Origin of the sequence: Nitrosomonas sp. HPC101 (genome assembly GCF_009833125.1) — a bacterium.
In the GTDB taxonomy this organism is placed as follows: domain Bacteria; phylum Pseudomonadota; class Gammaproteobacteria; order Burkholderiales; family Nitrosomonadaceae; genus Nitrosomonas.
This window is the reverse complement of the sequence record NZ_QRCC01000012.1, coordinates 75,519-89,258: the sequence shown is the minus strand read 5'-3', so window position 1 is coordinate 89,258 and position 13,740 is coordinate 75,519. Positions and strand designations below refer to the sequence as shown.

Sequence of the window (13,740 nt, the reverse complement as noted above, 5' to 3'; positions counted from 1 at the left end):
CCGGGGTTCTCGTAAACAAGGAGCCAATGGTTGTACTGGGCAAGGTTATCGGTTCACACGGCATTCGGGGTCAGATCAAAGTTGCTCCTTTCACCGAGTACATCGATGGATTGATGGAATACACCTCCTGGTGGCTTGGCAATGATGAAAAAAGCTGGCAGATCGTACATCCGACTGCTTTCTCCATCCATAATAATCAGCTGGTTATTACCTTGGAAGAATATAATGATCGGACGAGGGCTTCTGAATTGAAGGGATTGTTGATTGCCGTGCCACGCAACCAGCTGCCTCAATTATCAGAAGACGGAGAAGATGGTTATTATTGGTCAGATTTAATTGGAACCAGCGTTGTTAACATGCAAGGGGAGGTTATCGGGACTGTAGCTGGATTATTTGAAACAGGAGCAAATGATGTTGTGCGCGTTCAGCTCCCTAATGATAAGGAAGAGTTGATTCCTTTCGTAGATCAGGTTATCAAGCAGGTAGACTTGAAGTCACGACAAATCACGGTGGATTGGGAACTGGATTATTGAGCTTTGTACCATGCCGTTTGAATTTGACGTCGTTACGCTGTTACCCAAAATGTTTGATGCTGTCACACAGCATGGAATAACAGGCAGAGCCAGAGAAAACAACTTATATTATCTGCGCACTTGGAATCCTCGCGACTATGCCGCAAACCGCTACCGCACGGTAGATGATGCGCCTTACGGTGGAGGTCCCGGTATGGTCATGATGGCTGAGCCACTGGATCGGGCTATTACAGATGCAAAAATTCAGCAGACCAGAAATGGAATCAATAGGACCAGAGTTATCTATCTTTCTCCACAAGGCGGGCGACTGAATCATGAGAAAGTTCTGCGGATATCCAAATTGCACGGAGTTGTATTGCTTTGCGGGCGCTACGAAGGAATCGATGAACGGTTAATAGAAAACCGGGTAGACGAAGAAATCTCGATTGGAGACTACGTGATTTCTGGCGGAGAGCTGGCAGCTATGGCGTTAATCGATGCGGTAATCAGGCAGCTGCCCGGCGCATTGGGGGACACACAGTCAGCCAGTCAGGATTCCCACGTCAATCACTTGCTGGAATATCCACATTATACCCGCCCTGATATCTATAAGGGAAAACCAGTACCCGAGGTACTATTATCCGGCAATCATGAAAAAATAGAGCGCTGGCGTCTGCAACAGTCGATAGGCAGGACCTGGTTAAAAAGGCCTGATTTGCTCGCAGAAAAGTATCCGGAAGGCCTCCCCGACAAGGAGAAGGAATTACTGGAAGAATTTAAGCAATCACAATGCTTGGCAATTACCGACCAGGCAAAGACAGATACGATAAAAGAACAGGAGCAATGAAATGAACTTGATCGAACAACTGGAACAAGAGGAAATAGCAAGACTGGGGAAAACAATTCCTGATTTTTCGCCGGGTGATACAGTCGTGGTCAACGTAAATGTAGTAGAAGGTGATCGCAAGCGTATCCAGGCTTTTGAAGGGGTTGTCATCGCCAAACGTAACCGCGGGCTCAATTCCTCGTTTATTGTGAGAAAAATATCCAGTGGAGAAGCGGTAGAACGTACATTCCAGACTTATTCTCCCCTCATCGCAAGCATGGAAGTCAAACGACGCGGCGCGGTACGCCGGGCCAAACTCTATTACCTCAGAGACAGAACCGGCAAAGCTGCAAGAATCCGGGAAAAACTACCTGCACGCAGAGTTCAGAAGAGCGCAGCGGAATAATATGGCTTTTAAGTGCAGGCAATCCTAATTGTCTGCACTTCGCAGCTTCTGCTTTTTTGATTGGCTTGATCGGATAAACTTTCAACCCTTCAGTAGCGTTTTTATTCGCTCTGGTGGCCTTCCCACTATTGCACGATCCCCACGAATGACAATCGGGCGCTGAATTAAATCAGGATTTTCCGCCATCAGTTGCAATAACGCCTCATCATCTGCTGACTCCAAACCTTTGGCAAGCAGCTCATCCGAACGCAACAAACTTCTCGTCGGAATACCCAGTTTACGAACAATCTCACGCAACATATCGGCAGTCAACCGGGTTTCGTAATAGTTAATACTTTCAAACTCATTACCGCTTTCCTTGAGGATAGCCAGTGCCTCCCGACATTTGCTGCAAGTAGGTTTCTGATAAATAGTTATTTTATCGCCCATGCATCTACCTTATTTGATCCCGCATTCCTTGGAAATAGCGGCATAGGCTGCACTTGATCCTTTTAAGCTAAAGGTATCCGTTGTTGCCGTTCCCTGGGCGGAAGCCCCACTTACCACCATCTGGTTACCTCCGCGTATCGCTGATACCAGCCTGTTATCCGTAGCCGAATCAGGTGCCCAGGCAGTTTCATTCTGCGTAAACAATTTAAAACGCTGACTGCCGATACTGACTGTCACCTCACTGTTGGCCTTATATGGGTAACCCGCAACGAAACTGAACACGTTTTTACTTTTTTCAGCGGGACGGTGAGTGATAAGCGCATAAACACTTCCTCGCTTGGTATAGTTACCTTCCTCTTTATTAGGCTTGCCGATCATGTAACAAACCTTGTTATTTTCCTCCATGTACACATAGGCAACCCAATCACTGAATTCTCCAATTGATTTTGGCTCGGCTGCATGTGCTGCAATACTCGTCATAAAAAAAACAGCTGACAGTATCAGTAATTTCACGAATATCCGCCTCATCGCATATACTCCATAATTATCGCAAGATCTCGACTCACTGATAATCTGCTAATCACATCCTTCCATTTTGTAAATGTAATACCCATCCTGCTTGATCGCCTCAATCACCTCATCAGGCGCCTTCTGACTATGACAGAAACGACACTCTTCACTGGTCACTGTTGCACCCTCTTCTCCGATCGAAGTGAGCCATTCCCTGGCAAATTCTATCGCTTTTTTATCGTCTCTTACATCAGTAAACACATCGAAGTGCATAGTGTGTCCACGCTTGGATTTGACATAGGTATCGTACACATGGATTTGCATAAAAGTTCTCCTGATTAATCAATAACAGAAAGACAAATAACTCGAGGCTGTATTATGCCATTTTTCTGCGCGCCACGATAACGCCATCACGCGTTGGATTGATAAAGGCATCAAATTCAGGATCGTTACAAATCAGCTGATTATGTTCCCTGATTGCCTCAGTCCCGCCCGGTTTGACCTCTACAGGGCCATCATTCATAGCGACCCGTCCATGCCACAGTACATTGTCAGCAATATACAGGCCGCCAGGACGAATTCGCTCCCTGGCCATCAACCAGATATCCGGATACCCGCTTTTATCTGCATCGTTGTAGCAGATATCGAATACTCCATCAGTCTGCACAAATATATCCTGAGCATAACCAGTACAGAACTTCACTCGCTCCCACAGTCCAGTGGCTGCAAGATACTGCTCCGCCTTTTTCTGATTGAGTGGATTACTGTCCGTACAGATCACCTGCCCCTCCGGCCCGACTGCCCTGCCAAACCAGTAGGCAGAGTAGCCGTACCCGCTTCCAAACTCGAAAACCTTGCGCGCCCCAATCATTTTTGCGTAAATTTCCAGCGAGATGCCAACCAGTCTGCCAACAATCGGAAAATCTTTCTCCTGAGCAAATGCCTCCATTTCGTCGAGAATTGAATGATCAAACTGCCCCGCCAGTGTGCGCATATACTGCTCGATGACTGGATCAACGGGGATTAATCCATTTGGACCATTGACAACAGGTGGCTGCAGGGTTGACATTCAAACAATTCCAAACGTTTACAAATTCTGAATACTCTCTTGGACTTACGAGCTTTTCCGATCAACCAGATCAAGCCCTCCTTTATATCTTTGCCAGCAAACGATCACAGCCGTCACTGCCAGCAAGAAGGGTGAAATTCTGCTGTACAGCAAAATAGCATCAGTCAATCCGGACAAAAAAATGAAACACACTATGGCAATACCCAACAAGGTCATCTGCTGCTGTTTAAACGTTTTGAACCAGCACCATAACAAAAATGCAAAAGCAGAAATACCCAACAGTCCTAAATGTACGCCAATCTCAACCAACTCGTTATGGAAATGTTTTGCCTCATGAAACTCAGGCAAATCTCTGTATATTCCATCCTTATAAGATTTAAAACCATTCGCGAGATAGTGCTTCCCCATACCAGAGCCATGCCCCAATACAGGAGCTTCAGCAAGACCATGCAAGCCAATATCCCAAGTCGCCAGCCGATAACCCACACTGGTTTGATAATCTCCTTGCTGAAATAACCGGAGATCCGAGCCAATCGCTTCCAGCCTTTCATGAAAAACATCACTGCTCGTGGCGAATAATATAATCACAGCAACAATTGAAGCCAAACAAACTGCCAGTATCCCGCTCTTTGCCCGATAGCGCAGGCAGAACATCAACAACAGTACCGCTACTGTTGAAAGCAATATACCTCTTGCATTCTCATGGAATTGAAAAAACAATAATAGCAACGCAGCCAGCCACAACAGAATTGACAGAGGCCAGTTTGCTCTGGATAAAGCAATCCACCCTCCATAAACTGCCAAAATAACGCCAATCCCCAGCACCGCAGAATAGGATAAATAGGACATGTCAAATAGAGAAATTCCCTGCTCTTCCTCTGCCACCCATTGATAACCGCCCAATATCACCATTGCCAGATAACCACAAAGGAGCGCGCCTGCCACCCAAGGTAAACGCTCCCTGTTTAAAAGGGAAAACAAAGGGATAAATACAAAAAAGACAAAGTACTTTATCCATTTTCCTTCGAGATCTGCTGCAAAATCGCTCCATAACAGACCCAGCAGCCACACACCGCAAAATAACAGGATACCCAAAATCAAAGGCTCCTTAATCAGATCGGATCTGGACATCCCTCCATCTAGCAACCAGGCAAGCGCCAGCACACCCATTCCCCAGTAAATACCCCCTTTTGGCCAGAGTGCGAGACAAAAAAACATCAGCGCAAACCGTATCAATAATTCACGCCCATTCAGTACAATCCAGTTACTCAAAATAAGCCTTTACAAACAAAACAGATTACTTCAACAAAGAACATGCATGGTGACTTAATAAATTTCAGCCAGACGATGTGGGCAAGAGCGAATAAATAAACCTGTGTTATTATAAAAAACTGGCAAGCAGAGGCTAAGATATCTGCAAAAATGGCATTATACACAGTGCCAACACCTACAAATCTGGCAAATCAGCTGCAACACACCGTCTCACAAGTAAAAATGTTTTATTTACTTCATCACGCACTGCACATTTATTTAGCTAGCCATTTCTTTACATAATCATGAAAACAATCGCCATCATTCCGGCACGCATGGGCTCATCGCGCTTTCCCGGCAAACCCCTTGCGCAGCTGTTGGGATGCACCATGTTGGAGCATGTTTACCAGCGTGTTGCCATGAGTAAATCCCTCGATGCAGCGTATATTGCCACTTGCGATGAAGCCATCCGGCAGGCTGCAACCACCTTCGGCGCTCCGGTCATTATGACTTCGGACAACCACGAGCGGGCCAGTGACCGCATCGCAGAAGCTGCTGCACATACCGACGCCGATCTGATTGTCATGGTGCAGGGAGATGAACCGATGGTGCTTCCTTCCATGATCGATGCTGCTGTCACACCTTTCCACACTGACCCGGAACTGGAATGCGTCAATCTGACACGTCGCATTGATAATGAAGCCGATTTCCGCAACCCCAATACCATCAAAGTCGTTATGGATCAGCAGGGAAATGCACTGTACATGACCCGTCAGCCGATCCCGACACTGGCTCCCGGCGGCTTTGGCGCAACTGCTGCTTACAAGCAGGTGTGCATCATCCCGTTTACACGTACCTGCCTGATTGAATACAGCCAACTGCCACCTACTCCGCTGGAAAAACTGGAATCGATCGACATGCTGCGCCTGCTGGAACATGGCCGCCATGTCAGAATGGTGGAAACCAGCCATGACACACAAGCGGTCGATACCGAAGCTGATCTGATACGTGTCGCAGCGTTGATGGCCACTGATTCGCTGCTGGCTGAATACCGAAAATCCTGAATACGACTGGAATGCGCATGTCACTGAAAACCCGACTCGCCCACCACGAACTGACCATCGGCTCATGGATCACCCTGGGCCATTCCTCGATTGCTGAAATCATGGCCAAAGCCGGTTTCGACTGGCTGGTACTCGATACCGAACACAGCGTGCTTGAACTCAGCGAAGTACAAGCACTCATTCAGATACTGGATGGTCAACACTGTCCGGCCATCGTGCGGCTGACCTCCAATCATCCTGACCAGATCAAACGTGTCATGGATGCCGGTGCGACTGGAATCATGGTACCGATGATCAAATCTGCAGAGGACGCCCGTGCCGCCGTCAGTGCCGTTTATTACCCGCCTGAGGGCACCCGTGGTGTGGGATTGGCACGCGCCCAGGGCTATGGCTCCAGCTTTCAGGCATACCGGCAATGGCTGCGCGACAATGCTGTCGTCATTGTAATGATCGAACATATCCAGGCCATTGAAAATATCGACGCCATTCTGTCCACGCCCGGGATTGATGCCTATATCATCGGTCCCTATGATTTATCGGGATCGATGGGGCGGCCAGGTGAACTGGAGCATCCTGATGTGCAAACTGCTATACAACAGGTACTGCAAGCCGGACTCCGCCACCACAAGGCAGGCGGCATTCATGTCGTTGAACCTGATCCGGCTATGCTGCAACAACGTATCGGACAGGGCTTCACCTTCCTGGGATACAGTCTGGATATCCGCATGCTCGATTCCCTCTGCCGCACCCATCTGAACATAATCAGAACATCTCTATGAGCAAGATTGTCGTTTCCACTTCCTCGTTTGGCTTCGATCACAACCCGGTCATTCAGCAGCTGCGCACGCACGGCTTCATCATCACCGGCAACCCTTACCAGCGTAAACTTACCGAAGACGAAATAACAGATTTACTCGGCACGGATACCGTTGCCCTGCTGGCAGGCGTTGAACCCTTGACAGAACATGTACTGACAAGCGCCAGTGCTTTGCGCGTGATCGCACGCTGCGGCACCGGGCTGGACAATGTCGATCTGGAAGCCGCCCGGCGGCAGAACATTCAGGTTTCCAACACCCCTGAAGCCCCGGCACAAGCCGTTGCGGAACTGACACTGGGGCTGATGCTCGATTGCCTGCGCCAGATCAATCGCATTGATCGCTCCGTGCGTGAAGGCGAATGGCCCCGTTCACAGGGAAGGCTGCTGGCCGCACGCACGATCGGCATCGTCGGGCTGGGGCATATCGGCCGACGAGTTGCGAGATTATGTCAGGCATTCAGCGCACAGATCATCGCGCATGACCCTCATTTACAGCAGGTACCCGATGACATTAAACTCGTTGCACTGACCACTTTGCTCGAACAGGCCGACATTGTGACACTCCATTTACCCTACTCTCCGGATGTTCACCATTTGATTGATGCCAAAGCCATTGCCCGCATGAAACCAGGGGCAATTCTCATCAATGCCGCCCGTGGCGGGCTGGTTGACGAAGCTGCCTTGTGTACGGCGCTCAATTCGGGGCATATTGAGGCAGCTGCGCTGGATAGCTTCGAGCAGGAACCCTACCAGGGTCCCTTGCGCGAATGCAAACAGGCGATACTGACTTCCCACATTGGTTCACTGGCGCGAGAAACCCGACAGCGTATGGAAATCGAAGCCGCAGAAAATCTGAAACAAGGATTGATCAAAGCAGGTCTGTTCAATGAGTGAAACGATACAACCTGGACAAACGGCTGTTGTATTGGGTGCAGGCGGCTTTCTGGGCAGCCATGTGGCGGATGCCTTGTCCAATGCGGGCTATCAGGTGCGTCTGTTCGACCGTCACCCCTCCCCGTTCCAACGATCCGATCAGGAAATGATCATCGGCGATCTGATGGATATCAATCAGGTATCCAATGTCGTTCAAGGCGCTGCAGCCGTCTACAATTTTGCGGCTATTGCCGATATCGACGAAGCGCATGACAAGCCTCTGGCCACAGCCAACATCAATGTACTCGGCAACATGCATGCGCTGGAGGCATCCCGGCTGGCAGGCGTGCGCCGCTTCATCTTTGCCAGCAGCATTTATGTTTATTCTGAATCCGGCTCCTTCTATCGTGCCAGCAAACAGGCGGCCGAACGCTTCACTGAAACCTATCACGAACGCTACGGACTGGAATACACCATTTTGCGTTATGGATCGCTCTATGGCCGGCGCTCGGATAAACGCAACGGCATCTACCGCATGTTGCACGAAGCCATACAGCAACATGCCATCACTTACCACGGCAGCGGAGAATCGATCCGGGAATATATCCATGTCGAGGACGCTGCCCGCATGAGCATACAGGTGCTCGCCCCGGAATTTGCCAACCGCCACCTGATCCTGACCGGTCAGGAAAAGCTGCGTATTCGCGATGTCATGACCATGATTTCGGAAATGTTACCCTGGGATGTCGCGCTGCATTTTGATCAGGCTAAACCGGGGCACCATTACCAGATTACACCGTATGCATTTCAGCCTCGCGTCGGCCGCAAGCTGGTACTCAACGAACACGTCGATCTGGGGCAGGGGTTGCTTGATTGCATTCAGGAAATTCACCAGCAGATCAATCATGGCCACGAAGAAGATGACTCTTCCTTTTCCCCGGCGGATAATCAGGCATGAATATCATCACAACCCGCCCTGCTGACTACTGGCAAGCCATCATTTTTGATTTTGATGGCGTTATCGTGGAATCCGGCGATATCAAAGCACAAGCCTTTGCCGATCTGTACCGCCACCATGGTGAAACGATTGCAGAAGCAGCCGTGGCTTATCATCGTGCCAATGGCGGCATGTCACGCTATCTGAAATTTCACTATTTTCAGCAAAACCTGCTGAATTATCCTCCGCTCACCCAAGAAGAGGAACAGGAATTGGATCAGCGATTCTCCGAACTGGTCATGAACGCAGTTATTGCCTGCCAGTCGGTCGCAGGCGCGGAAGCGCTGCTGCACAGAATGGCGGATCAGATTCCGCTGTTCGTCGCTTCCGGCACCCCGGAAAATGAATTGCGCGCGATTGTTGAGCGACGTAGCCTGTCACACTATTTTACCGGAGTACACGGCTCTCCCCGACTCAAGGAGGTGCTGATCGCAGAGATTCTGTCAACCCATCCGCTTGCACCTGAGCGCGTGCTAATGATTGGTGATGCGCTGGTGGACTATGAAAGTGCCCATCAGAACGGAATCGCATTTCTTGGCCGTGTCCGTCCCGGCGATGACAATCCGTTTCCTGAATCTGTCGAAATTGTTCCAGACCTATGCCCACTGACTCTTTGATCAAACGTCACGCTTTCAACGATCTATCTTCGCTATCCGAGGCACTGGCGCAGTCAGCTGCTGCTACACTCCGTTCTGCAATCGAACAGCACGGCAAAGCCAGCCTAGTTGTTCCCGGCGGACACACCCCCACCTTCTATCTTCCCCGATTGGCGCAGATGGATCTCCCCTGGCAACAGGTTTTCATCACGCTGAGTGACGAACGCTGGGTTGAGCCGACCAGCGAGCAATCCAACGAACGACTGGTACGTCAGCATTTCCTGCAACATATGCAGCAATCACCCCATTTCATCGCTCTCAAGACCGAACACGCTCATCCCGACCAGGCAATCGCCAACATCGATGCACGCCTGGCAGAGCTGCCACTGCCATTCAACCTGATCATCCTCGGACTGGGAGCAGATGGCCATATCGCCTCGCTGTTTCCCGGCATGACTCTTGATCCCGATAGCGCCAGCCTGTGTCAGACTGCCGCCCCTCCGGCAGCACCCTCCTTGCGTATCAGCCTGAGCCTGCGTGCACTCATCCACAGCGATCGCATCATTCTGGTGATTACAGGCCAGGAAAAAAGACAACTGGTCGACCGGCTCATTGCATCACCCGATTCAAATATACCGTTTGTCCGGCTCACGCAATTCAAAGCGGTAGAACTGTTCGAGACAGATTAGCCGCACAGAGGATTTCACCATACATGAGATTGGCCTTACCATCGGATTGCTGTCCATCAGCAACGTATTTATGACATTCGTCTGATAAACGATCAACTGCGGTTTCTAAGTTCAATATTCTGTCTCTCGGGCAGCTCAAAATCCGCAGGAGGTTATCATCTTGTCGATATTCGTTCCCTTTTCTACATGAAGGAATCACTCAAACTCGACTATCTCTGGGCATGGTTATGCATTCTCGGTACGGTGTGTCTTATTTTTCGTGGTGAAATAGTAAGTGCGGGAAATTGATCGACAAAAGCCACGCAATAGTTTGATCATTGTCTGACAACGCTTCAATTACATTAACGCAGCCTCTGGCATACCATACGCCTGAGCCACCTCGTGGGAGTACTGTTTGTCTTCGTCTGCCTTGGGATTGAATTTTTCCACGGCATCACGTTGGCAACTTCCACCCAAACACGCTACTGTTTGCACAATCGTAAGTTCTTTTCCTTGTAAATGAACAAAGCTTGGACAGCTAATCAAGTCTTTTTATGTGGAAATGGAATAAGATCGTGAATAGTGTACGTAGACGCAAGGCGTTGTAATCCATAGCTTATGGATTACAAAAATATCTCGATTATCGAGCATTTCCTTAAACCAGATCTCTGGTCAATCAAGCTCGCACAAAGCTGTAAACATTGTGCTTTTTGTCACATAAATTCTTGTCAGACAACATTAATTTCATGCTATATAGATTATGTTTATTTCGATGATTCACAATACAAAGGGGAAGCTGACGAAATAAGAAAGCAGGTTGTTGAGGAAGAAATCATGACATAACGGCAAACCTCAGGAGAAGACCATGACTAACGAATCAGTATCCAAATGGCAGGATTTTGATATGAGCCAGCTGAAATATTCCTCCCATGATTTTCCTGAAAATGAACATGTATCGGCCTGTCAGGATAGTTCTGCTGAAATTGCCAGCATAGCTGGTCAATTCCATCCGGATCGACCTTCTTTTGCAGAGCTGACCGAACAGCTGTTGCCTAATCTGAGAGTCTATGTCGTAACAACAACCCCTTCATCCACCCAGGCCGCCTGCCCCGCCACTGAAAACGGCGATAATCCGGTATTGCTGGTACCGCTCAATGGAATAGTAATCATCAACCTGGATGACGGCGATCCTGTCTGTTGTCAGCCTGGAGACGCCATACTGGGATCAAATGATTTGATCCATCATGCACATATTGCTGACGCAGTATCGATTGCAATCATCGATGTACCCGTTCTGCTGATCACATCTGGAGTTAACTGCCCGGCACCCTGCCTGACACAGAAAGTCGCCAGCACTGCTGTGCCCGAATTACGTTTGCTGGTCGGCTATACAAAAATGCTGATGCAGCTGGGAGGCAGCTTATCTCTTGATCTCGCTTCACTGGTTTCCACGCAGATACACGATCTGGTCACGCTGCTGTTTGGCACGAAACGTAAAGAAGCACATATGACGGGCAGATGCGGCCTGCGCGCAGCACGGCTCCGGGCAGTCAAGCATGACATCATGGAACATATTGCCGATAGTGAATTATCCATCAACCAAGTCGCCCTGCATCAGGGTATATCGCCCCAGTATATTCGTACCTTGTTCCACAGCGAAGATACTACCTTTGCCGATTACGTGACTGGATTACGGCTTGAGCAAGCTTATCGGCATTTGTGCAATCCCCTGTGCATCGATCACTGTATCAGCACGTTAGCTTTTGAGCTGGGTTTCAATAACCTTTCCTGGTTCAATCGCGCATTCAAACAACGATTCGGTTTGACACCTTCAGAAGCGCGAAATCTATTCCGACAATCTGCAGATCAGTCGTAACAGCGTTTCTTCCTGAGTCACCTTTTCTTTCCTACTGCACCGGATAGTTCAGCTTCCTGCCAATCGATAAACAAGCACACGGAAAACCTCTTATCTCAAAGCGAGTAATCCTAGTAATTGATGTAGCGCTCAGTATTACTTTATGTAGCGCTCAGTAGTAGATCGATCCGTTGATCCAATCAAGAATATGTCAACCCAAAATGACAGCGATACTTTTTATCGCAAGAGTATCAGGTGTGGTGAGATATCTAAGTGATCGCCAGCCAAAAGGAAAAAAGGAGGTTGCAAATGCCAGTTGCAGTGAGTTATCCAGGTGTTTATATCGAAGAAATTCCCAGTGGGGTTCGTACTATAACCGGTATCGCGACGTCAATCACCGCGTTTGTCGGGCGCACACGGCGCGGTCCGGTTGATAACCCAATACGGGTACAAAGTTTTCCAGAGTTTGAGCGCAGGTTCGGCGGACTTTGGGTAGACAGTCTACTTGGCTATGCCGTCTACCAGTTTTTCCTTAACGGTGGAACAGATGCAGTCATTGTTCGCGTACACAACAGTGCCGTTGCCGCGACGGTGACTTTACCGGGAGGTTTGAATTTGAATGCGGCAAATCCAGGCGTATGGGGAAAATTCCTGCGGGTGCGCGTGGATCATAAGACTCGGCCCTTGGAGCCAAGCGAAGCAGATGGCACCCTATTCAATCTCTCTGTCAAAGACTTTTCGACCGGGGCCGTAGAGACTTTTCTCAACATTTCGGTAGATCCGAACCACAGGCGTTACGTTAAAACCATTCTGGAGCAGGAGTCTAATCTGGTGCGCGTTTCTGGCGCCGTTCCCGCTACACGACCCACAAACAATGCGGATATCAACCCTGGTGACGATCCTTTCGCCGATAGCAATTCTACCGGCGCCAATACTGACGGTGACGACGGTCAATCAATAGGCGATGCTCAAATATCAGCTCCCAGTCTGGAGACGGCCAAGCAGGGGCTGTGGCTGCTGGAAAAGGCTGATTTATTCAACATTCTCTGCATTCCGCCGTTCACACGGGAAACAGACATCGGTCCTCAAACGAGGACAGCGGCGGCGAAATATTGCCAAACACGTCGAGCCATGTTCATTCTCGACTCCCCTTCCGGTTGGGATGAGGCTTCCGATGTTACGGGGGCATCCGGCGTGGACAGCCTAAATCTACGCGATAAGAATGTCGCGCTGTTTTTCCCGCGCGTAAAAATGCCCGATCCATTGAAGGAAAACCGCCTGGAAACGTTTGTACCCTGTGGCGTCATAGCCGGAATCTTTGCCCGCACCGACACGGCCCGCGGAGTCTGGAAAGCACCGGCGGGTATCGAAGCTACTCTGACTGGCGTGGTGGAGCTTTCCGTCAAACTGACTGATGGTGAAAGCGGTCAACTGAATCCCCTTGGCGTAAATTGCCTGCGTTCCTTCCCGGTAATCGGGAAAGTCGTTTGGGGATCGCGCACCATGCGAGGCGCCGACCAACTCGCCGACGAATGGAAATACATCCCTGTCCGCCGCACCGCGCTGTTTATCGAGGAAAGCCTCTACCGCGGTACCCAATGGGTTGTATTCGAACCAAATGATGAACCCCTCTGGGCGCAGATTCGACTTAACATCGGTGCCTTCATGCAAAACCTGTTTCGACAAGGAGCATTTCAAGGGCAAACCCCTCGCGCTGCCTATTTCGTCAAATGCGATAAGGAAACAACGACGCAAAATGACATCAACTTAGGCATCGTCAACATCGTGGTCGGTTTTGCGCCTTTGAAACCCGCCGAATTCGTCATCATCAAGATCCAGCAGATGGCTGGACAAATTGAAGTTTAAG

16 protein-coding genes are annotated in these 13,740 nt (G+C 49.5%); 11 read left to right on the top strand and 5 right to left on the bottom strand.

Annotated features, from left to right (window positions below; all coding sequences use genetic code 11):
- Positions 1–26: 26 nt before the first annotated feature.
- The 3 genes from rimM to rplS are packed head-to-tail and all read left to right on the top strand — an operon-like array spanning position 27 to position 1,744.
- Entirely contained in the window at positions 27–533 is a 507-nt protein-coding gene (rimM, locus tag ABO04_RS09635; protein WP_160810460.1) for a ribosome maturation factor RimM, read from the top strand.
- Between the two features lie 10 nt (positions 534–543).
- Positions 544–1,359: a tRNA (guanosine(37)-N1)-methyltransferase TrmD gene (trmD, locus tag ABO04_RS09630; protein WP_160810459.1), complete on the top strand. Its 816-nt coding sequence runs from the start codon at positions 544–546 to the stop codon at positions 1,357–1,359.
- A 1-nt stretch (position 1,360) separates the two neighbouring features.
- Positions 1,361–1,744: a 50S ribosomal protein L19 gene (rplS, locus tag ABO04_RS09625; protein ID WP_160810458.1), complete on the top strand. Its 384-nt coding sequence runs from the start codon at positions 1,361–1,363 to the stop codon at positions 1,742–1,744.
- Positions 1,745–1,825: 81 nt separating this feature from the next.
- Here rplS and ABO04_RS09620 read toward each other — a convergent pair whose 3' ends face one another.
- The 5 genes from ABO04_RS09620 to ABO04_RS09600 all read right to left on the bottom strand — a co-directional run bounded on the left by ABO04_RS09620 (position 1,826) and on the right by ABO04_RS09600 (position 5,024).
- Positions 1,826–2,173: an arsenate reductase family protein gene (locus tag ABO04_RS09620; protein ID WP_160810457.1), complete on the bottom strand. Its 348-nt coding sequence runs from the start codon at positions 2,171–2,173 to the stop codon at positions 1,826–1,828.
- A 9-nt stretch (positions 2,174–2,182) separates the two neighbouring features.
- Positions 2,183–2,686, bottom strand: coding sequence for an invasion associated locus B family protein (locus tag ABO04_RS09615; RefSeq protein ID WP_345853352.1), 504 nt, complete (start codon positions 2,684–2,686; stop codon positions 2,183–2,185).
- 63 nt (positions 2,687–2,749) lie between these two features.
- Positions 2,750–3,007, bottom strand: a complete 258-nt coding sequence (locus tag ABO04_RS09610) for a DUF2024 family protein (protein WP_160810455.1) — start codon at positions 3,005–3,007, stop codon at positions 2,750–2,752.
- 52 nt (positions 3,008–3,059) lie between these two features.
- Positions 3,060–3,752, bottom strand: a complete 693-nt coding sequence (locus ABO04_RS09605; protein WP_160810454.1) for an O-methyltransferase — start codon at positions 3,750–3,752, stop codon at positions 3,060–3,062.
- A 45-nt stretch (positions 3,753–3,797) separates the two neighbouring features.
- Positions 3,798–5,024 carry an O-antigen ligase family protein gene (locus ABO04_RS09600; protein ID WP_240141506.1) on the bottom strand — a complete coding sequence of 409 codons (1,227 nt, stop codon included), beginning with the start codon at positions 5,022–5,024 and terminating at the stop codon, positions 3,798–3,800.
- A 284-nt stretch (positions 5,025–5,308) separates the two neighbouring features.
- Here ABO04_RS09600 and ABO04_RS09595 point away from each other — a divergent pair, with 284 nt between their 5' ends.
- The 8 genes from ABO04_RS09595 (at position 5,309) to ABO04_RS09560 (ending at position 13,739) form a co-directional block, all read left to right on the top strand.
- Complete coding sequence (locus ABO04_RS09595; protein WP_160810453.1) at positions 5,309–6,067, top strand: 3-deoxy-manno-octulosonate cytidylyltransferase; 759 nt, start codon at positions 5,309–5,311, stop codon at positions 6,065–6,067.
- 17 nt (positions 6,068–6,084) lie between these two features.
- Positions 6,085–6,846, top strand: coding sequence for an aldolase/citrate lyase family protein (locus ABO04_RS09590; RefSeq protein ID WP_160810452.1), 762 nt, complete (start codon positions 6,085–6,087; stop codon positions 6,844–6,846).
- Positions 6,843–7,778, top strand: coding sequence for a phosphoglycerate dehydrogenase (locus ABO04_RS09585; protein WP_160810451.1), 936 nt, complete (start codon positions 6,843–6,845; stop codon positions 7,776–7,778). Before ABO04_RS09590 ends, ABO04_RS09585 begins: the two co-directional genes overlap by 4 nt.
- Positions 7,771–8,715, top strand: coding sequence for an NAD(P)-dependent oxidoreductase (locus ABO04_RS09580; protein ID WP_160810450.1), 945 nt, complete (start codon positions 7,771–7,773; stop codon positions 8,713–8,715). The genes ABO04_RS09585 and ABO04_RS09580 overlap by 8 nt, the downstream gene beginning before the upstream one ends.
- Entirely contained in the window at positions 8,712–9,371 is a 660-nt protein-coding gene (locus tag ABO04_RS09575; protein ID WP_160810449.1) for an HAD hydrolase-like protein, read from the top strand. Before ABO04_RS09580 ends, ABO04_RS09575 begins: the two co-directional genes overlap by 4 nt.
- Complete coding sequence (gene pgl, locus ABO04_RS09570; protein WP_160810448.1) at positions 9,353–10,039, top strand: 6-phosphogluconolactonase; 687 nt, start codon at positions 9,353–9,355, stop codon at positions 10,037–10,039. The genes ABO04_RS09575 and pgl overlap by 19 nt, the downstream gene beginning before the upstream one ends.
- 844 nt (positions 10,040–10,883) lie before the next feature.
- Entirely contained in the window at positions 10,884–11,894 is a 1,011-nt protein-coding gene (locus tag ABO04_RS09565; protein WP_160810447.1) for an AraC family transcriptional regulator, read from the top strand.
- Positions 11,895–12,182: 288 nt separating this feature from the next.
- On the top strand, positions 12,183–13,739 hold the full coding sequence (locus ABO04_RS09560; RefSeq protein ID WP_160810446.1) for a phage tail sheath C-terminal domain-containing protein: 1,557 nt from the start codon (positions 12,183–12,185) through the stop codon (positions 13,737–13,739).
- The last annotated feature ends 1 nt before the right edge of the window (position 13,740 follow it).

Excerpts from the sequence above, each read along its gene's own strand:
- ABO04_RS09580 (WP_160810450.1), top strand. The coding sequence starts at position 7,771 with ATGAGTGAAACGATACAACCTGGACAAACGGCTGTTGTATTGGGTGCA.
- rplS (WP_160810458.1), top strand. The coding sequence starts at position 1,361 with ATGAACTTGATCGAACAACTGGAACAAGAGGAAATAGCAAGACTGGGG.
- ABO04_RS09620 (WP_160810457.1), bottom strand. The coding sequence starts at position 2,173 with ATGGGCGATAAAATAACTATTTATCAGAAACCTACTTGCAGCAAATGT.
- ABO04_RS09590 (WP_160810452.1), top strand. The coding sequence starts at position 6,085 with ATGTCACTGAAAACCCGACTCGCCCACCACGAACTGACCATCGGCTCA.
- ABO04_RS09605 (WP_160810454.1), bottom strand. The coding sequence starts at position 3,752 with ATGTCAACCCTGCAGCCACCTGTTGTCAATGGTCCAAATGGATTAATC.
- ABO04_RS09575 (WP_160810449.1), top strand. The coding sequence starts at position 8,712 with ATGAATATCATCACAACCCGCCCTGCTGACTACTGGCAAGCCATCATT.
- trmD (WP_160810459.1), top strand. The coding sequence starts at position 544 with ATGCCGTTTGAATTTGACGTCGTTACGCTGTTACCCAAAATGTTTGAT.
- ABO04_RS09610 (WP_160810455.1), bottom strand. The coding sequence starts at position 3,007 with ATGCAAATCCATGTGTACGATACCTATGTCAAATCCAAGCGTGGACAC.
- ABO04_RS09560 (WP_160810446.1), top strand. The coding sequence starts at position 12,183 with ATGCCAGTTGCAGTGAGTTATCCAGGTGTTTATATCGAAGAAATTCCC.
- rimM (WP_160810460.1), top strand. The coding sequence starts at position 27 with ATGGTTGTACTGGGCAAGGTTATCGGTTCACACGGCATTCGGGGTCAG.
- ABO04_RS09595 (WP_160810453.1), top strand. The coding sequence starts at position 5,309 with ATGAAAACAATCGCCATCATTCCGGCACGCATGGGCTCATCGCGCTTT.
- ABO04_RS09585 (WP_160810451.1), top strand. The coding sequence starts at position 6,843 with ATGAGCAAGATTGTCGTTTCCACTTCCTCGTTTGGCTTCGATCACAAC.
- pgl (WP_160810448.1), top strand. The coding sequence starts at position 9,353 with ATGCCCACTGACTCTTTGATCAAACGTCACGCTTTCAACGATCTATCT.
- ABO04_RS09565 (WP_160810447.1), top strand. The coding sequence starts at position 10,884 with ATGACTAACGAATCAGTATCCAAATGGCAGGATTTTGATATGAGCCAG.